Source organism: Salinibacterium sp. NSLL17 (genome assembly GCF_015864935.1).
In the GTDB taxonomy this organism is placed as follows: Bacteria; Actinomycetota; Actinomycetes; order Actinomycetales; family Microbacteriaceae; genus Rhodoglobus.
The window spans coordinates 20,322-38,006 of the sequence record NZ_JADYWH010000003.1 but is presented as its reverse complement, the minus strand read 5'-3'; the positions used below and the strand labels follow the sequence as shown (position 1 = coordinate 38,006).

The 17,685-nt window shown below is 60.5% G+C and carries 21 protein-coding genes; 17 read left to right on the top strand and 4 right to left on the bottom strand.

Annotated features, from left to right (window positions below; translation table 11 throughout):
- Positions 1 to 2 precede the first annotated feature (2 nt).
- Genes recA through dapF form a run of 5 tightly spaced genes read left to right on the top strand, consistent with a single transcriptional unit; the run spans position 3 to position 5,575 of the window.
- Positions 3 to 1,169, top strand: coding sequence for a recombinase RecA (recA, locus tag I6E51_RS13100; RefSeq protein WP_197108703.1), 1,167 nt, complete (start codon positions 3 to 5; stop codon positions 1,167 to 1,169).
- 9 nt (positions 1,170 to 1,178) lie between these two features.
- Positions 1,179 to 2,030 (top strand): regulatory protein RecX, encoded by an 852-nt coding sequence (locus I6E51_RS14600; protein ID WP_307783999.1) that lies wholly within the window; start codon positions 1,179 to 1,181, stop codon positions 2,028 to 2,030.
- Between the two features lie 60 nt (positions 2,031 to 2,090).
- On the top strand, positions 2,091 to 3,638 hold the full coding sequence (gene miaB / locus I6E51_RS13090; protein WP_197110606.1) for a tRNA (N6-isopentenyl adenosine(37)-C2)-methylthiotransferase MiaB: 1,548 nt from the start codon (positions 2,091 to 2,093) through the stop codon (positions 3,636 to 3,638).
- Positions 3,613 to 4,710 carry a tRNA (adenosine(37)-N6)-dimethylallyltransferase MiaA gene (miaA, locus tag I6E51_RS13085; RefSeq protein ID WP_231600162.1) on the top strand — a complete coding sequence of 366 codons (1,098 nt, stop codon included), beginning with the start codon at positions 3,613 to 3,615 and terminating at the stop codon, positions 4,708 to 4,710. The genes miaB and miaA overlap by 26 nt, the downstream gene beginning before the upstream one ends.
- Positions 4,697 to 5,575: a diaminopimelate epimerase gene (dapF, locus tag I6E51_RS13080; RefSeq protein ID WP_197108697.1), complete on the top strand. Its 879-nt coding sequence runs from the start codon at positions 4,697 to 4,699 to the stop codon at positions 5,573 to 5,575. The genes miaA and dapF overlap by 14 nt, the downstream gene beginning before the upstream one ends.
- Before the next feature lie 38 nt (positions 5,576 to 5,613).
- On the opposite strand, the gene I6E51_RS13075 is transcribed toward dapF, so the two are convergent.
- Positions 5,614 to 6,249 (bottom strand): class I SAM-dependent methyltransferase, encoded by a 636-nt coding sequence (locus I6E51_RS13075; protein WP_197110604.1) that lies wholly within the window; start codon positions 6,247 to 6,249, stop codon positions 5,614 to 5,616.
- A gap of 41 nt (positions 6,250 to 6,290) precedes the next feature.
- On the opposite strand from I6E51_RS13075, the gene hflX reads away from it, so the two are divergent.
- Complete coding sequence (gene hflX / locus I6E51_RS13070) at positions 6,291 to 7,850, top strand: GTPase HflX (protein WP_197110603.1); 1,560 nt, start codon at positions 6,291 to 6,293, stop codon at positions 7,848 to 7,850.
- A gap of 66 nt (positions 7,851 to 7,916) precedes the next feature.
- On the opposite strand, the gene I6E51_RS13065 is transcribed toward hflX, so the two are convergent.
- Positions 7,917 to 8,711: an SDR family oxidoreductase gene (locus I6E51_RS13065; RefSeq protein WP_197110602.1), complete on the bottom strand. Its 795-nt coding sequence runs from the start codon at positions 8,709 to 8,711 to the stop codon at positions 7,917 to 7,919.
- A gap of 78 nt (positions 8,712 to 8,789) precedes the next feature.
- Between I6E51_RS13065 and I6E51_RS13060 the strand changes: the two genes are divergently transcribed.
- The gene (locus I6E51_RS13060; RefSeq protein ID WP_197108682.1) at positions 8,790 to 9,389 is read left to right on the top strand and encodes a TetR/AcrR family transcriptional regulator; all 600 of its coding nucleotides are present in this window, start codon (positions 8,790 to 8,792) and stop codon (positions 9,387 to 9,389) included.
- A gap of 23 nt (positions 9,390 to 9,412) precedes the next feature.
- On the opposite strand, the gene lexA is transcribed toward I6E51_RS13060, so the two are convergent.
- The gene (lexA, locus tag I6E51_RS13055) at positions 9,413 to 10,105 is read right to left on the bottom strand and encodes a transcriptional repressor LexA (protein WP_197110601.1); all 693 of its coding nucleotides are present in this window, start codon (positions 10,103 to 10,105) and stop codon (positions 9,413 to 9,415) included.
- Between the two features lie 234 nt (positions 10,106 to 10,339).
- Between lexA and I6E51_RS13050 the strand changes: the two genes are divergently transcribed.
- The 6 genes from I6E51_RS13050 to I6E51_RS13025 all read left to right on the top strand — a co-directional run bounded on the left by I6E51_RS13050 (position 10,340) and on the right by I6E51_RS13025 (position 14,776).
- Positions 10,340 to 10,702 (top strand): LysM peptidoglycan-binding domain-containing protein, encoded by a 363-nt coding sequence (locus I6E51_RS13050; RefSeq protein WP_197108678.1) that lies wholly within the window; start codon positions 10,340 to 10,342, stop codon positions 10,700 to 10,702.
- A 71-nt stretch (positions 10,703 to 10,773) separates the two neighbouring features.
- The gene (locus tag I6E51_RS13045; protein WP_197110600.1) at positions 10,774 to 11,862 is read left to right on the top strand and encodes a histidinol-phosphate transaminase; all 1,089 of its coding nucleotides are present in this window, start codon (positions 10,774 to 10,776) and stop codon (positions 11,860 to 11,862) included.
- Positions 11,859 to 12,464 (top strand): imidazoleglycerol-phosphate dehydratase HisB, encoded by a 606-nt coding sequence (hisB, locus tag I6E51_RS13040; RefSeq protein ID WP_197110599.1) that lies wholly within the window; start codon positions 11,859 to 11,861, stop codon positions 12,462 to 12,464. Before I6E51_RS13045 ends, hisB begins: the two co-directional genes overlap by 4 nt.
- Before the next feature lies 1 nt (position 12,465).
- Positions 12,466 to 13,098, top strand: coding sequence for an imidazole glycerol phosphate synthase subunit HisH (gene hisH, locus I6E51_RS13035; RefSeq protein WP_197108664.1), 633 nt, complete (start codon positions 12,466 to 12,468; stop codon positions 13,096 to 13,098).
- 79 nt (positions 13,099 to 13,177) lie between these two features.
- A complete protein-coding gene (priA, locus tag I6E51_RS13030; RefSeq protein ID WP_197108662.1) occupies positions 13,178 to 13,927 on the top strand; it encodes a bifunctional 1-(5-phosphoribosyl)-5-((5-phosphoribosylamino)methylideneamino)imidazole-4-carboxamide isomerase/phosphoribosylanthranilate isomerase PriA in 750 nt (249 codons plus the stop codon).
- Between the two features lie 60 nt (positions 13,928 to 13,987).
- Positions 13,988 to 14,776 (top strand): SseB family protein, encoded by a 789-nt coding sequence (locus I6E51_RS13025; protein ID WP_197110598.1) that lies wholly within the window; start codon positions 13,988 to 13,990, stop codon positions 14,774 to 14,776.
- Between the two features lie 21 nt (positions 14,777 to 14,797).
- Here the strand turns inward: I6E51_RS13025 and I6E51_RS13020 are convergent, their stop codons facing one another.
- On the bottom strand, positions 14,798 to 15,148 hold the full coding sequence (locus I6E51_RS13020; protein ID WP_197108658.1) for a DUF1844 domain-containing protein: 351 nt from the start codon (positions 15,146 to 15,148) through the stop codon (positions 14,798 to 14,800).
- Between the two features lie 323 nt (positions 15,149 to 15,471).
- On the opposite strand from I6E51_RS13020, the gene infC reads away from it, so the two are divergent.
- The 4 genes from infC (at position 15,472) to I6E51_RS13000 (ending at position 17,575) form a co-directional block, all read left to right on the top strand.
- A complete protein-coding gene (gene infC / locus I6E51_RS13015) occupies positions 15,472 to 16,074 on the top strand; it encodes a translation initiation factor IF-3 (protein ID WP_307784019.1) in 603 nt (200 codons plus the stop codon).
- Positions 16,067 to 16,261 (top strand): 50S ribosomal protein L35, encoded by a 195-nt coding sequence (gene rpmI / locus I6E51_RS13010; RefSeq protein WP_197108656.1) that lies wholly within the window; start codon positions 16,067 to 16,069, stop codon positions 16,259 to 16,261. The genes infC and rpmI overlap by 8 nt, the downstream gene beginning before the upstream one ends.
- 18 nt (positions 16,262 to 16,279) lie before the next feature.
- Positions 16,280 to 16,666, top strand: a complete 387-nt coding sequence (rplT, locus tag I6E51_RS13005; protein WP_009771944.1) for a 50S ribosomal protein L20 — start codon at positions 16,280 to 16,282, stop codon at positions 16,664 to 16,666.
- A gap of 105 nt (positions 16,667 to 16,771) precedes the next feature.
- On the top strand, positions 16,772 to 17,575 hold the full coding sequence (locus I6E51_RS13000; protein WP_197110597.1) for an RNA methyltransferase: 804 nt from the start codon (positions 16,772 to 16,774) through the stop codon (positions 17,573 to 17,575).
- Positions 17,576 to 17,685 lie beyond the last annotated feature (110 nt).

Below are 17,685 nucleotides of genomic sequence, written 5' to 3'. Positions count from 1 at the left end.
TAATGCCATCAGTAGCAGACCGCGAGAAGTCCCTTGAGACCGCACTCGCTCAAATTGACCGTCAGTTCGGCAAGGGCTCAGTCATGCGCCTCGGCAGCGATGAGCGTGCTCCGGTCGAGGTTATTCCCACCGGCTCCATCGCTTTGGATGTCGCACTCGGCATAGGTGGGCTTCCCCGCGGCCGTATCGTCGAGATCTACGGCCCGGAATCTTCGGGTAAGACCACGCTCACCTTGCACGCCATCGCCAACGCCCAGCGCAATGGCGGAATCGCAGCTTTCATCGACGCCGAGCACGCGCTCGACCCGGAATACGCAGCGAAGCTTGGCGTCGACATCGATGCCCTTCTCGTTTCTCAGCCCGACACCGGTGAGCAGGCGCTTGAAATCGCCGACATGCTGGTGCGAAGTGGCTCTATCGACCTGATCGTTATCGACTCGGTTGCTGCGTTGGTTCCGCGCGCAGAAATCGAAGGTGAGATGGGCGACACGCACGTTGGTCTTCAAGCTCGACTCATGTCGCAGGCGCTGCGCAAGCTCACCGGTGGCCTGAGCCAGACCAACACCACCATGATTTTCATTAACCAGCTGCGCGAAAAGATCGGTGTCTTCTTCGGTAGCCCCGAAACCACCGCCGGCGGTAAGGCGCTCAAGTTCTACGCGTCAGTGCGCCTCGACATCCGTCGTATCGAAACGCTTAAAGACGGCACGGATGCGGTGGGTAACCGCACGCGAGTCAAGGTCGTGAAGAACAAGATGGCTCCGCCGTTCAAGCAGGCGGAGTTCGACATCCTCTACGGCATTGGTATCTCCCGCGAAGGTAGCCTCATCGACTTCGGTGTCGACCACGAAATCGTCCGCAAGTCGGGCGCGTGGTACACCTACGATGGCGACCAGCTCGGCCAGGGCAAAGAGAAGTCTCGTGCTTTCCTGCTCCAAAATCCGGCCATCGCGCTAGAGATTGAGCAAAAGATCATGCGCAAGCTCGGTGTCGGCGCCGAAGCTAAGGCTGCCAATGCAAGCGAAGCAAAAGCGCTTGCTGATGCTGCCGCTGTTGCGGAGAAAGCCGCTAAGGCCAGTGCTAAGGCTGAGGCCAAAGCTGACGGCCCCACATTGCCGGTGGCGGCTAAGACTGCTGCCGCGCCCCTCAAGAAGGCTTCTGGGCAGTAGGTAGTACTGGTGAATTCCTCCGACGACGATTACATCGCCCCCGTCATCAACCTCTTTGCTGACAGGTCTAGCGCTGTGCGCGCTGATGTGGTGGAGTCGTCGCCGGAGGAATCCTCCGCAGAAGAACAATGGGCAGCTGAGGCCGTTGAGGAACCGCAGGCTGTGCTTCGCGCACTGCCCACAATGCGTGACTTCAGTCCGGCCAGCGAAAAAGAAGAAGAACCGCAGCCAGCAACACGTCGCGAGCCACGATTCGTCCCTGAACCGGTTGCTTCAGAAGCAACGGTTTCGGCCGATCATCCCGCTAAGGGATCAGCATCGGTGGAGCCGGAAGATGGTTCGTCGCGCAAGGCACGAAAGCAAGCCCGCGACGGCTTCTCCGAGATCAGCCGAGTCAGCATGCGGGCGCTTGCTCGCCGCGGGATGTCCTCGCACGAGATGACCCAGTTTCTCGGAACGCGTGAATTCGAGTCCGACGAGGTCGAGGCAGAGATCGAGCGTCTTGAAGGGTCCGCGCTCCTCGACGATGCGGCCCTCGCCGAAACGCTTACCCGCACATTGCGCGAACGTAAAGGCCTCGGCTCCGGCGGAATCATTGCGGAACTTCGTCGTCGAAAGATCGACCAAGAGCACATTGACGCCGTCGTCGACTTTGAGCGTGATGAAGAACAAGAACGCGCAAATGAAGTCGCGCTCAAACGCGCACCACAACTCCGCTCACTCGACAACGAAACGGCCAAGCGCCGCCTCAGCGGATTCCTGCTTCGCAGAGGCTACTCCGGCTCTGTGGTGTCATCGGCAGTCAACACCGCGCTGGCACCCGGTGCCGGCGGATCATCGCACGGTCCCCGCTTTCGCTAGAAGCTCGGCGAGCTTCGCGCCTGTCAACCCTCCTCAACGCTGAGGCTTAAGGTGGAACACATGATTGACGAAAAACTGGCGACCCCGCGCAGCTACGAAGTGCGCACCTACGGGTGCCAGATGAACGTGCACGATTCAGAACGACTGAGCGGCTCGCTCGAAGCCGCTGGCTACGTGCGAGCGACTGAAGGCCAAGCGGACGTCGTTGTCATCAACACGTGTGCCGTTCGCGAGAATGCCGACAACAAGCTGTACGGCAACCTCGGCATGTTGGCGAGCGTTAAGAAAGAGCACGACGGCATGCAAATTGCTGTCGGCGGCTGTCTTGCTCAAAAGGATCAGGGCGTCATCCTCGAGAAAGCTCCGTGGGTTGATGTTGTCTTCGGCACCCACAACATGGGCTCACTGCCCACACTGCTCGAACGGGCCCGCCACAACGAAGAAGCCCAACTCGAGATCCTCGAATCGCTCGACGTTTTTCCCTCGACTTTGCCCACCCGACGTGAATCAACCCACAGCGCGTGGGTGTCGATCTCTGTCGGCTGCAACAACACCTGCACATTCTGCATCGTTCCCACGCTCCGCGGCAAAGAGAAAGACCGTCGCCCAGGCGAGATTCTCGCCGAAGTGCAAGCGGTGGTCGATGACGGCGCTACCGAAATCACGCTCCTCGGCCAAAACGTGAACTCCTACGGTGTCGAGTTTGGCGACCGCCAAGCGTTCAGCAAACTGCTGCGCGCCACGGGCTCCATCGAAGGCCTTGAACGCGTCAGGTTCACCAGCCCGCACCCCGCAGCATTCACCGACGATGTTATCGACGCGATGGCGGAAACTCCGAATGTGATGCCGCAGCTTCACATGCCGCTCCAATCAGGCTCCGACCGCATCCTCAAAGCGATGCGCCGCAGTTACCGTTCGACCAAGTTCCTCGGCATCCTTGAGCGAGTGCGGGCGCAAATGCCTCACGCCGCGATCACGACCGACATCATTGTGGGATTCCCCGGTGAGACCGAGGAAGACTTCCAAGACACCCTGCGTGTGGTTGAAGAATCACGTTTCGCTTCGGCGTACACCTTCCAATACTCCATTCGTCCCGGAACTCCCGCGGCCACGATGGAAGACCAGATTCCTAAAGAGGTCGTGCAAGAGCGCTTTGAGCGCCTCGCTGCCCTTCAGGACAGGATCTCTCGCGAAGAAAATGACAAGCAGATCGGCCGCACCGTCGAGGTGATGGCGACCGCGGTGGAAGGCCGCAAGCAGTCAGAAACTGCGCGACTCTCTGGCCGCGCTGAAGACTCTCGACTCGTGCACTTCAACATTCCGGAGGGTAGCGCTACGCCGCGCCCCGGTGACGTCGTGACACTCACGATCACCGAAGCTGCGGCGTTCCACCTCGTTGCCGATACCGAACCCGGGGGAGTGCTCAACATTCGTCGTACTCGTGCGGGAGATGCCTGGGACCGTGCCGAGGCAGCGTCGTGTGGAGTCCCCACAAGCACAGGCACAGGCGCAGGCGCGGCAGACGCGAGTCCGCGTGTATCGCTCGGTCTGCCCACGATCCGTGTCGCCACGACACCGATCTATGACCCCAGCGATTCCCTTCGCTAAGCAAGAAATGGCACAACCACCGCATGCCGAGCGCGAGCAGTCTCAACTGACCACGTCGGGGGAATTTTCTGCCCGCTCTGACCACCCCGGCTCCGCGCCCGATCCGACACTTGACAGCGACAGCGACAGCGCCGTGGCGTTCCCGCTCGTCGTGGTCGTCGGCGCGACGGGTACAGGTAAGTCTGAACTCTCCTTGAACGTCGCGGACGGTCTTGCGCGTCAGGGCATCTCATCCGAGATCATCAACGCTGACGCCATGCAGCTGTATCGGGGCATGGATATCGGCACAGCGAAGCTGCCTCTCGACGAGCGCCGAGGCATCCCACACCACCTGCTCGATGTGCTTGACCCCACCGACGATGCCAGCGTTGCTCAGTACCAAACGGATGCGCGGCGAATCATCGGGCAGCTTCAGAGCGCCGGGCGCGTGCCGATCATGGTTGGCGGCTCTGGCCTCTACGTCTCGAGCGTGATCCACGACTTCCAATTTCCCGCCCGAGACCCGGAGGTTCGCGCGCGTCTTGAAGCCGAACTCGATGAGCTGGGTGTTGGGCTACTTTTCCAGCGCCTTCAACAGCGTGATGCTGCGGCCGCGCACTCGATCGGCGCGAGCAACGGGCGGCGCATCGTGCGTGCGCTCGAGGTGATTGAGATCACGGGTGAGCTTTTCGGGGCGGGGCTTCCCGAAGAAAAGAAGTTATGGACTCCCGCGCATATTTTTGGTGTCGCCGCGCCACGAGATGAACTTGTTCCGAGGCTCAACGCCCGGGTGCAACAGATGTGGAATTCCGGGTTGCTCGATGAAGTTCGTGAGCTTCGTCCGCGCGGGCTGGGCGTCACCGCCGCTCGCGCTATCGGGTATGCCCAGGCGATCGAGCAGCTGGATGGCGCGCTCACTGAGGCAGACGCGATCGAGCAGACGGCCGCCCTCACGCGCCGCTATGCGCGTCGTCAGGTGGGCTGGTTCAAGCGCTACGACCACTGTCATTGGCTGCAGTATGACGATCCCGAGCGGGCAGAGCGCGCTCTGTCGATCGTGATGGGGGAGAATGGAACGCATGGCAACGCTTAACTTCACTAAAGGTCAGGGAACTGGCAACGACTTCGTGCTGTTTTCTGATCCGGATGGTGAGATTGATCTCACCCCGAAGCAGGTTGCGGCCATTTGCGATCGTCACTTTGGTGTGGGCGCCGATGGAATCATCCGCGCCGTCCGGTCCCGCAATCTCGACGCGGGCGCTGCGGCTCTTGCCGAAGATGCCGACGCCGAGTGGTTCATGGACTACCGCAACGCCGACGGCAGCATCTCCGAGATGTGTGGCAACGGCATCCGTGTCTACGCGGAGTACCTCGCTAATGAGGGTTTTGTTGATTTCGAGCCCGGTGACACTTTGCCGATCGGTACGCGCAGCGGGGTGCGCGATGTTCAGCGCAACATGGCCGGCTATCAGGTCGATATGGGCCGTTGGGCTCTTGACGGCGGAGAACCGCTTGTGCGGGCCAAGGAGCTTGATGTTGCCCGTCCGGGGCTCGGTATCAACGTGGGTAACCCGCATGTGGTTGTGGCTCTCGCTGAAGAATCCGAGCTTGATGGGGCTGACCTCAACTACACTCCCGTGATTGATCCTGTGCCCGAAAACGGCGCAAATGTTGAATTCGTGGTGCCGGCCGAGCCACTCGTCAAAGACGGTGTTGGTTCGATCCGGATGCGCGTGCATGAGCGTGGCAGTGGCGAAACGTTGTCGTGTGGCACGGGTGCGGTCGCCGCGGCTCTCGCTATTCGTCATTACGCCGGAGCGAGCGCTCCCCACCAGTGGCGGGTCACCGTTCCCGGCGGAACCGTTGTTGTTCGCATGTTCCCGACCGAGGATGGCGAACACGTGTCGCTGAGCGGTCCGGCCGAGCTCGTTTACACCGGCAGCCTCGAACTCGCTTAGCGAGCCCCTGAAGGCCGCTCACGGCCCTTTGCTGCCGCCTAGGCGTCAGCGTCGTCGAGCGTGGCAGCATGGTGTCGCGCCCGCAGTAGCCGGTAGCCCTTGTTCGTTGCGGCGCGAGTGAAACTGAAGTCGTCGGGGAAGGTTGCTTCCATCCACCGGTGGAGGGAATCCGATCCGAGGTTCTTTTGTACTACCAGCCAGGCGTCGGCGTCTGCTTCGAGACGGGGTAGCCAGGTCTGGAGAATGTTGTGCAGCTCGTTCTTGCCGACGCGGATGGGCGGGTTCGACCAAATAGACATAAACGTTATGTCTTCGGGAACATCCGCGGGCAAAACCGCGTTAATGTTGGGTATGGACAATTTTTCGGCGTTTGCGCGTACAAGATCCAGTGCGCGCTCGTTGACGTCCACCGCCCACACCGTTGCATGAGGTGACTCGAGGGCAAGGGTGAGCGCCATCGGTCCCCAGCCGCAACCGAGGTCAAGCAGGTTTCCTCCCGGGGGAGGAGCGGGCACGTTCGCCAGTAGAACCTTGGTTCCAGCGTCGATCCGTTCCGGACTGAAGATCCCATTTGACGTGACAAGTTCGCGTTCGAGACCAGCAATGGTCGCGTGAATCGTCCGCAATTTGAGATCACTCTCGGGTGATGACGAGAAGTAATGCTCGTTAGCCATGCACAGAACTTACCGAAAACTAGAGAAGTAGGGTTAACCCAATGACGCGAAACACGACAGAAACCAGTATCGAGGCCTCCAACGGCGACGACGCCGAGCGTTCCGTCGACCGTGTTCTGGCCGCAGAAAGCTCCGACCATGCCGCAGTGACGCGCTTCGGTTCCGAAGGGGCAGGCAAATCTGGCGCTCAGGCGCTGCAATCGGATGCCCACTATGAGTCCGATCGCGATGGTGACCAGTTCGATCGCGAGGATCGCCACGCCCTGAGGCGGGTGGCAGGTCTATCGACCGAACTTGATGACGTCACCGAGGTCGAATACCGCCAGCTGCGCATCGAGAACGTGGTGCTCATCGGTATTTACGGGCAGGGAAACCTGCGCGAGGCCGAGAACTCGCTTCGAGAGCTTTCTGCACTAGCCGAGACTGCGGGCGCCGTCGTGCTTGACGGACTCCTGCAGCGACGTAGCCACCCCGACCCGAGCACGTACCTGGGCAAGGGCAAGGCGCGTGAGCTGAAGGACGTGGTGGCCGCGACCGGCGCCGATACCGTGATCGCCGATACCGAGCTTGCTCCCAGCCAGCGGCGCGCTCTTGAAGACGTTGTGGGTGTCAAGGTCATCGACCGCACTGCGGTAATTCTTGACATCTTCAGCCAGCACGCGACGAGCCGCGAGGGCAAGGCCCAAGTGGAGCTCGCTCAAATGGAGTACTTGCTTCCCCGTCTGCGTGGTTGGGGTGAATCGATGTCCCGCCAGGCTGGTGGCCAGGTCGGTGGTGCGGGTGCCGGCATGGGTAGCCGTGGCCCCGGTGAGACCAAGATTGAGCTCGATCGTCGCCGTATCCACACGCGGATGGCGCGCCTGCGCAAGCAAATCAAGGGCTTTGCGCCGGCGCGTGAAGCGAAGCGGGCAAACCGTGATCGCTTTGAGGTTCCGAGTGTGGCGATCGCGGGCTATACGAACGCGGGCAAGTCGAGCCTGTTGAACCGGCTGACGCGCGCGGGTGTGCTCGTCGAGAACGCGCTGTTCGCGACCCTCGACGCCACCGTGCGCAAGTCGGCAACTGCCGATGGTCGGCTGTACACGTTGAGTGACACGGTTGGTTTCGTGCGCAACTTGCCGCATCAGCTGGTGGAAGCTTTCCGTTCGACGCTCGAAGAGATCGGTCAGTCCGATGTCATCGTGCACGTTGTCGACGCGTCGCATCCTGATCCTGGCGCTCAGCTCGCCACGGTGCGCGATGTTATTGGCGAACTCGGTGCGCGTGACATTCCCGAGATCGTTGTTTTCAACAAGAGCGATCTTGCGGATGACGATCAGCGTCTGCTGATTCGTGGCCTGGAGCCGACGGGCATCTTCGTCTCGGCGCGCTCCGGTGAGGGCATCGACGAACTCAATGCGCGCATCGCGGAACTTCTGCCTTCTCCCGAGATCGAGGTGACTCTGCTCGTGCCGTATGACCGTGGCGAGGTCATTTCGCGTCTCCACGTGCAGGGTCGAGTGATCTCGACCGATTACCGCGAAGAGGGCACGCTGGTTACCGCGTTGGTTCACCCGGCGCGAGTTCCAGAGATCGAAGAGTTCGTTTCGAAGCAGGCTTAGGCGGGAGCGAGAATCGTTCTCGCCTGCAGCGTGCCGAGCGCGCAGCCGTAGTTCTGGGTTGCGCGCTTAGCTGAGGCCGCGACCAGTGACACGTCTCGTCATGGCGGCTACAAGGCGTCGGCTGGCGAGCCTGGTCATGATGGTGGTGGCACGGTTCATCCCGCCGTCGATAACGCTGGGCGGCGGGTTGCGCCGGTCTACCGTGGCAAGCGCCAGCGCAACGACGCCGACGGAGGTGCGGAAGTTTCCGACCTGAGCGCCGGTGCCAGCGACGTCAAAGAACTCGGTACGGGTAGCGCCGGGCGAAAGGGCGAGAACTGTGAGCCCGGTGCCTTGCGCCTCAGACCAGAGAGCCTCAGTGAAGCTCAGGACGAACGCTTTGGTTGCTCCGTAGACGGCCATGAACGGCACGGGCTGGTAACCAGCGGTGCTCGCGACGTTGATAAGTACTCCCGCGTTGTGGCTGCGCAACTGAGGATAGAACTGACGGGTCAGAGCTACAAGGGCGCCAACGTTGAGTGCAATTTCCTGATCAATTCGCGCGGGTTCCTCATCTTCAAACCTGTTCCGGGTCGCAAACCCCGCGTTGTTCACGAGGCTGTGAACCGGGATGCCGCGCTCGGTGAGTTCTGCGGCAAGAGTGGATGCCGCATCCGGGGTCGACAGGTCGCGTTCGATCGGGGTGACGTTCACACCGTGGCTCGCACGCAGTTCGGTTGCTAGTTGTTCTAGTCGATCGATGCGACGCGCAACGAGTACGAGGTCGGCGCCACGGGCGGCGAGCTGTCTGGCGAATTCTTCGCCAAGCCCCGAGCTTGCTCCGGTGACGAGGACAGTGGTTCCGGTGTAGGAGATCGCCATGGCGGCCCTTTCTAGGTGTACAGGTGTTCAGTAATGTATGTTTACACGTGTACAGTCCCGATGTCCAGCGGAGAAATTATGAGAGACAGGCAACGCAACGCTCGCGGGAGTGGAGACCAGCTGCGAGATCAGCTTGTCGCGGCCGCGAGCGAAATGCTTCTCACCCCGCAGTCCATCGCCCCGCCTTCGCTGCGCGCTGTTGCACGCGCGTGCTCAGTCTCGCCCGCTGCGGTCTATCTTCACTTTGAATCTCAACACGCCCTCATCGACGCCGTCATCCAGACGCAGATGCAAGCGCTCGGTCATGCCATTGGTGCTGCTGTAGAGGGCACGTCGTCGCCGATCGCTCGGGCTTATGCCTTCGGGGTCGCCTACGCGACGTGGGGGATCGAGCATCCCGGTGCCTACCAACTGTTATTCGAAAGCGCCGACCGTCTTGGCAACTCAGCGCACGAGGCAGACTGGGGTTTGCTCGAAAGCGCCGCCATCCTTCTTGTGGATGTGACCGGCACCGATCTCACGACTGCGAACGTCATAGCGTTTCGCCTCTGGGCGTCGTTGCATGGCATCGTCTCGCTTCGCCTGCATAAAGTCGAAGCGCCGTGGCCGACTTCGCTCGAAGGCGAAGTGCGTGCGGTCATCGACAGTCTGGTCGGCAACGTCGGCGCCACCTCATAGAGCAGGCCTCACGCGGAAGGCGCTTACTTGATGGCGCGAAGTACGGTGACGACCTTGCCAAGCACTTGGGCGTAGTCGCCGAGGATCGGCTCGAAGTTTGAGTTACGCGGCAATAGCCACGTGTGGCCGTCTCGTTGACGAAAGACCTTCACTGTTGCTTCTTCGTCAAGCATCGCGGCGACAATATCGCCGTTCTCGGCAGTTTGCTGTTGACGCACGACCACCCAGTCGCCATCGCAGATAGCGGCATCGATCATGGAATCTCCCACGACCTTCAGCATGAAAAGTTCGCCCTTGCCCACGAGCTGACGGGGGAGCGGGAACACTTCTTCAACGTGCTGCTCGGCGGTGATGGGGATTCCGGCGGCGATGCGACCGACAAGCGGGACCATTGCTGCGTCGCCCATTGACGGGCTGATCGTGCTGGATTCGTCGACGGCGTTGGGAACGTCGATAAGAACTTCGATGGCGCGGGGACGATTGGGGTCGCGGCGCACGTAGCCACTGAGCTCGAGCTGGTTGAGCTGGTGGGTAACGCTCGACAGTGAAGAGAGACCGACGGCATCGCCGATCTCGCGCATGCTCGGCGGGTACCCCTGGGTAGCGACTGCTCGCTGAATCATCTCGAGGATCGCCTGCTGCTTAGCGCTCAGGCTGGTGTGCCGCCGTGTTCCGCGCTCGGAAACGTCGTCACGGGGTGCTCTTGCGTCAGTCACGGAGTCCTCTGTTTCTGCCACCGACGATTCCAATGTCAGTGGCTCATTCGAAACTGTATCCGCAGAAGGGGCCAAAAACAAACATTTGTTCGAGTGTCGAGAGCAAATGTCAGTGGCTTCTTCGAATATGTACTTGATATTCGAACTATTCGAATGTATGTTCGGAACACAACTTCGCATCCGGTTCTCCCGGCCGAGAGCCGGATGCGATACCACCCCCACGAGGAGCGAATGATGTCTACTGCTGTGATTGCACCTAACGCGGCTGTCCGTGCACGGCAGTCCGCACCGCGTCTTCGCCTCACCACGCGTGGTCGCGTCGTCCTTATGACTCTCGCGGCCACGCCGTTGGTTATCGCGGCCCTTCTCATCTCGCTCAACAGCGGCGGCGCTGCTGCGACTCTCGAGTCCAACGAGAACGCCTTCGTCTATGTCGATGTCGCGGCGGGCCAGTCCCTGTGGAACATCGCCGAGCAGCACGCCCCGGGTCACGACCCGCGCGAGGTTGTTGCCCAGTTGATCGAAGTGAACCAGATGTCGTCAGCAGACATCTTCGCGGGTCAAGAGCTCGCGATCCCCGCTAGCTTCTCCAACTAGCCTTCCCAACTCCGCCGGCATCACCACGGCCACGGCATCCGGCCACAGCCTGTTCCTCTACCATTGGTGAAGTGACTTCGCTATCAGATCTCCCCATTCGTGATGACCTCCGGGGTCTCACTCCCTACGGTGCACCAACCGATCCGGTTCGCATCCAGCTGAACGTCAACGAGAACACGCATCCGATTCCGGAGGCGGTTGCCACTGACATTGTCATGGCTCTCGCCGGCGCTGTTATGAATGCCAACCGCTACCCCGACCGCGAATTCACTGAACTCCGCGAATCACTTGCGGCCTACCTCGGTCACGGCCTTACTGCCGACAATATGTGGGCGGCCAATGGTTCCAACGAAGTACTTCAGCAGACGCTGCAGGCGTTCGGCGGGCCAGGTCGCCGCGTGCTTGGCTTCCCGCCCACCTATTCGATGCACTCCATCATTGCTTCGGGCACCGGCACGGAATGGGTCACGGCACCGCGCGATCCCGCCTATGACATCACGCCAGAGAGCGTCGTCGCTGCAATCGCTGAGCACACGCCCGATGTTGTTTTTCTCTGTTCTCCCAACAACCCCACCGGCACCCCCGTCAGCAACGACACGATCGTGGCCGCCTACGACGCGACTGATGGCATCGTGCTCGTCGACGAAGCGTATGCCGAGTTCTCTGATCGCGAATCGGCTCTGTCGCTCCTTGAGGGCCGCCCGCGACTTCTCGTGTCCCGCACGATGAGCAAGGCATTCGCCTTCGCCGGCGCGCGAGTCGGTTACCTCGCCGCTGACCCCGCGATTGCGGATGCCCTGCGTTTGGTGCGACTTCCGTACCACCTGTCGGCGCTCACGCAGGCGGCAGCCGTAGCAGCGCTGGCCCACGCGCCGGAAATGCTCGCCATGGTCGATGAGATCAAGGCGCAGCGTGACCGCATGAGTGCTGGACTTGAAGCATTGGGATTCAGCCCAGTTCCCAGTGAGTCCAACTTCGTATTGTTCGGCAATGTTGCTGACCCTCAGGAGCTGTTCCATAAGCTCCTCATCCAGGACATCCTGATCCGCGATGTCGGCATTCCGCATCACTTGCGAGTCACCGCCGGCACCGAAGAGGAAACCACTGCATTCTTGGATGCGATGGCCGACCTCCAGACGCTCGGTAGAGTTGAACAATGACCTCACAGCGCACCGCGACGATTACGCGTGAAACCAGCGAGTCGAGCATCGAGCTTTCGATCAATCTCGACGGCACTGGCACCTCATCCATTGACACGAGCGTGCCTTTTTACGACCACATGCTTACGGCGTTCTCGAAGCACTCGCTGATCGACCTCACCGTCAAAGCCACTGGTGACACCCACATTGATGTGCACCACACGGTTGAAGACATCGGCATTGCGCTCGGTATGGCTATCAAGCAAGCACTTGGCACCAAGGCTGGCATTTCGCGTTACGGCGACGCTCTCGTCCCGCTCGATGAAGCACTCGTTCGCGCCGTTGTCGATGTCTCCGGTCGCCCCTACCTTGTTCACACGGGAGAGCCTGCGGGTTTTGAGATGCACCTCATCGGTGGTCACTTCACGGGCTCTATGGTGCGTCACGTGTTTGAGGCAATCAGCTACAACGCGGGTATCACCGTGCACGTAACAGTTCTGGGCGGGCGCGACCCGCACCACATTGCTGAGGCAGAGTTCAAGGCCTTCGCTCGCGCTATGCGTGCAGCGGTGGAGCCGGATGCGCGGGTAACGGGCATTCCGTCGACGAAGGGTGCGCTCTAGAGTGGTTGCTCCTTCGGTTGTCATCCTTGATTACGGTTCCGGCAACATTCATTCGGCGGCGAAGGCTCTCGAGGCTGCTGGCGCGAACGTGCGTTTGAGTGCGGATCGCTCTGTCGCTGAAGCCGCCGACGGGCTCCTCGTGCCGGGCGTTGGCGCTTTCGCAGCGGTGATGTCGGCGCTCGAGTCCGTGCGCGGTGGCGCGATCATTGAGAAGCGCCTCACGGGCAGTCGGCCGGTTATGGGCATCTGTGTCGGGATGCAGGTGCTCTTCGCTTCGGGCGACGAACACGGAATTCAGACCGATGGCCTTAATGAGTGGCCGGGTGTTGTAGAAAAGTTACCCGCTCCGGTTTTGCCTCACATGGGGTGGAATACCGTCGAAACTCCCGAAGATACGACGCTGTTCGATTCGGTGCGGGATGAGCGTTTCTATTTCGTGCACTCCTATGCCGCACAGCAGTGGACGCTTGACGTTCAGCCGCCTTTTCCGCAGCCAAAGCTCACCTGGGCAGACCACGGCGGGCGCTTCTTGGCCGCGGTCGAAAACGGACCTTTGACTGCCACTCAATTTCACCCGGAGAAGTCGGGCGAAGCTGGAATCCGACTGCTAGGCAACTGGTTGAAGACCCTCTGATTTTGCGCGTGTTCTGCGTGCACTAGTATCGGATGCTTGTGCGCGGCGTTCCGCGGTCAGGTCTTTAGAGAGCGTATCTATGAGCGAGTTCAACAAAACCCCCGGTCTTACCCTGCTTCCGGCAGTGGATGTAGCCGACGGCAAGGCCGTGCGCCTCACACAGGGCGAGGCAGGCACTGAGAAGAGCTACGGCGACCCGTGCGCTGCGGCTCACGATTGGGTCGATCAGGGTGCCGAATGGATCCACCTTGTGGATCTCGACGCTGCCTTCGGTCGTGGCAACAACCACGCGATGATCAAGAAGGTCATCAAGTCAACGCCCAAGCGCGTCAATATCGAACTTTCGGGCGGCATCCGCGACGACGAGTCGCTGGAAGCAGCTCTTGCCACTGGCGCAAAGCGCATCAATCTGGGCACCGCAGCGTTGGAGAACCCCGAGTGGGCTGCTCACGTCATCGCCGAGTACGGAGAGGCAATTGCTGTCGGCCTCGACGTTCGTGGCACGACGTTGGCTGCTCGTGGTTGGACTCAAGAGGGTGGCGACATCTGGACGGTCCTCGACCGCCTGGAATCTGCTGGATGCTGCCGCTACGTGGTCACTGACGTCACGAAAGACGGCACGCTGCAGGGCCCCAACATTGAATTGCTTCGTCAGGTAATGGAGCGCACGCATCGCCCGGTCATCGCCTCAGGGGGAGTCTCCAGCTTGGACGACCTCATCGAGTTGCGCGAGCTTGTTCCTCAGGGCCTCGAGGGCGCCATCGTCGGCAAGGCTCTCTATGCCAAGGCATTCACGCTCGCTGAAGCCCTCGACGTCTCGTCGCACTAAGCGGATCGTCTCGCGGTAACTCACACCGGTACTGACCTAGGCACTGACACGGGAGCTGACATGGGCGCTGAAACGAACTCAACGGATTCTGCAGGTGTCCCCTGGGAGGGCCGTTCGTTCGAGCCCAATTCGTCACCGGATGATGACGGCAGTGCGCCCGAGGCTTTGATGGCGACCATCACGCGCTTTCATGCTGGCGATGCCACCGAGGCAGAGGTCGTAGATCAGGTTCGTGTGTCTCGACTGTTGATCCCCTTGCTTGCCAAAGCGGGGGAGACCGGCACCACTCCCGAGGGTCTCACGGTCGACAAGACCCAAGAGCTTTCCATCGTCACCGTTACTGGTCCGGATGGTCGCGCCGTCTTGCCCGTCTTCAGCTCCGTTGACGCCATGAAGGCGTGGAACCCGGATGCTCGGCCGGTGCCGGCGGCAGGCACTCGTGTTGCGCTGGCGGCCGCGAGTGAAAACACTGACCTCGTGATCATCGATCCGCTGAGCGACAGCGAGTTCATCCTTCGGCGCCCGGCAGTATGGGCGATCGCCCAGTCTGTTGCGTGGACGCCGAGCTTCTTGCGTGCCGATGTGCGTGATGAGTTCGCGGCATCCGCACAGGGTGAAGAGTTCGTCGTTGATATCCAGCTTCTTGCCGGTGACCCCGGCGCTCGGCTGCACGGCCCAGAGCTGGTCGTTCAGATTGCGATGCGCGAGGGGCTCGACCGCGAAACGCTAGATGCAGTCATGGATAGGATGCGCGAACGCTGGAGTGCTTCTGAACTCATCGCCCAGTCGGTCGATTCGCTCGCAGTCCAGGTCGTTCGCGCACCAGCCGCTGACTTGCCCACTAGCTGACGGTAACTAGCGGGCGCTGTCTTAGTTGACGGGGCCGGTGTATTTTTCGCCTGGTCCCTTGCCGGGGGCGTCGGGGAACCGTGATTCTTCGCGGAATGCGAGCTGAACCGAGCGGAGTCCGTCGCGCAGGGGCCGAGCGTGGTGGTCGCCGATTTCGGGAGCCGCGGCAGTGACAAGGCCGGCGAGAGCGGTAATCAGTTTGCGGGCCTCGTCGAGGTCCTTTTCGGACTCCGCATCCGGTCCATCAGAGAGGCCGAGTTTCACGGCGGCAGCGCTGAGCATGTGCACGGCGACGGTGTTTATTACCTCGACTGCGGGCACTTCTGAGATGTCGCGTGCTTCATTTGTTTCGTCGTGGGTGGGCTCGCTCATGATGTCCTTCGCTTATTGGGGTTCGCTCTGCTATTCTTATGCAGGCCCGGGGCTCGCCCCGGATACGAAAGTGGAGATTCTCCCACCTGTCAACCGCATATAAGGTTACCGGGTAGTTACACCCCGCACAGTTCGCTGGCGGTGCAGTACGCATAATTCGTGTTCGAATCTGCGCATTGTTCCGGATGTCGACTGGGCAGCTTTAAAGGGTGATGCAGCATTCGCTGCGTGACGATCCTCTTTCGTGCCACGGCATCCGCCGAACTGCGTTGACTAGACGACTACCGTTTAGCCGCGCACCACGAAATGTTAGGAGAACACGCATCAGCGATCCCCGTACCAACGACCGAATCCGAGTCCCTGAGGTCCGTCTTGTCGGACCCGGCGGCGAACAAGTCGGTGTCGTCTCCATTGACGTCGCCCTCAAACTCGCCCAAGAGGCAGATCTTGATTTGGTCGAGGTTGCTCCCAGCTCTAAGCCTCCCGTTGCCAAGATCATGGATTACGGCAAGTTCAAGTACGAAGAGGCGCAGAAGGCGAAAGAAGCTCGTCGTAATCAGACGAACACGATTCTCAAAGAGGTTCGTTTCCGTCTCAAGATCGACACGCACGACTACGAAACTAAGCGCAAGCGCGCCGAGGGATTCCTCGCAGGCGGCGACAAGGTCAAAGCAATGATCTTGTTCCGTGGCCGTGAGCAGTCTCGCCCCGATCAGGGTGTGCGTTTGCTTCAGAAGTTTGCCGAAGATGTGTCGGAGTTCGGTTCAATCGAATCGACACCGACTATCGACGGTCGCAACATGGTCATGATTATTGGCCCACACAAGACCAAGGCAACGGCGAAGGCTGAAGCCGAGGCCCGCAAGGTAGCTAACAAGAAGCCTCGTGAGGCAGAAGTTCCAGAGAAAGAGGAGAAAGATGCCTAAGCAGAAGACGCACTCAGGCACCAAGAAGCGTTTCAAGGTCACCGGTAGCGGCAAGGTCATGAAGCAGCAGGCGGGTATGCGACACAACCTCGAGGTTAAGAGCAGCAAGCGTAAGCGCGCACTCAACCAGGATCAGGTCATTGCGCCGCAGGACGCCAAGACAATCAAGAAGCTTCTCGGTAAGTAAAGGGTTTAGGAATACATCATGGCAAGAGTTAAAAGGGCGGTAAACGCTCACAAGAAGCGTCGGGTAATCCTCGAACGCGCAAAGGGTTACCGCGGCCAGCGTTCGCGTCTGTACCGCAAGGCAAAAGAGCAAGTCACGCACTCGCTCGTATACGCATACCGCGACCGTCGCGCCCGCAAGGGTGAATTCCGTCGCCTGTGGATCCAGCGCATCAATGCTGCATCGCGTGCCAACGGCCTCACCTACAACCGTCTCATCCAGGGTCTGAACCTTGCTGGTGTGCAGGTTGACCGTCGTATCCTCGCTGACCTCGCTGTCACCGAGCCCGCCACGTTCGCGTCGCTGGTTGCAACCGCTAAGGCTGCACTTCCTGCTGACACGTCGGCACCCCGTTCGGCTGCGTAACTAGCCGCACAACTATTCGTGCAATCGGCACGCTGTAGCGACCAATTTGGTCCCTACAGCGTGCCGATTCTCGTATGTGCGGGGCGCGAGCTTAGGGTTAGGAGCGTGATTGATAACCCGCGCTCGCCACGTGTACGAGCAGTGGCCAAACTTGCAAAGAAGAGCGCCCGGTCAGAGACCGGGCTTTTTCTCTTGGAAGGCCCCCAATCCGTAGCTGAAGCTCTCGAGTTTCGCCCGGATCTTTTGGTCGAGCTCTACGCCACTCCTACCGCTCTCGAACGCCACAGCGATCTCGCTCGTGCCGCTGAAGCAGCGGAGATCGAGATCGAGTTTGTTTCTGAGCAGGTGCTCGAGACAATGGCTGACACCGTCACCCCTCAAGGCATTCTTGCCGTCTGCCGACAGTTCCCGACGTCGATGAAAGATCTTCTGTCTGGCGGGCCTAAGTTGATCGCCATTCTTGAAGAGGTTCGAGACCCTGGCAACGCCGGCACGATTATCCGAGCCGCGGATGCCGCTGGTGCCGACGGCGTGATCCTTACCGGTCGCAGTGTTGATCTCTACAACCCCAAGGTTGTTCGCGCGACGACGGGCTCACTGTTCCACCTTCCCGTTGCCGTCGGTGCCGAGCTCGAAGCGGTGCTGGAGCGCGTCAAGGGCGAGGGCATGCGTGTTCTTGCCGCCGATATCAAGGGGGGCGACTTGTTGGCGGCTCGCAATGAGGGCGTTCTCGATAAGCCCTCGGCGTGGCTGTTTGGCAATGAAGCTCGTGGTCTGACTGACGAGCACTATGCGTTGGCTGATTGGGTTATCTCGGTGCCGATCTACGGACATGCAGAGTCAATGAACTTGGCTACTGCGGCATCCGTCTGCCTGTATGAGAGTGCTTTCGCGCAACGCAGCAACTAATCGACACCGGTGCTCGTGATTTAGTGTCACGACCGTGTTACATCTAGGCGCGTCGATTGACCCTCGTTGTAGGCGTGTGTTTATCTTGGTGAATGGCAGCGCAGAGCGGT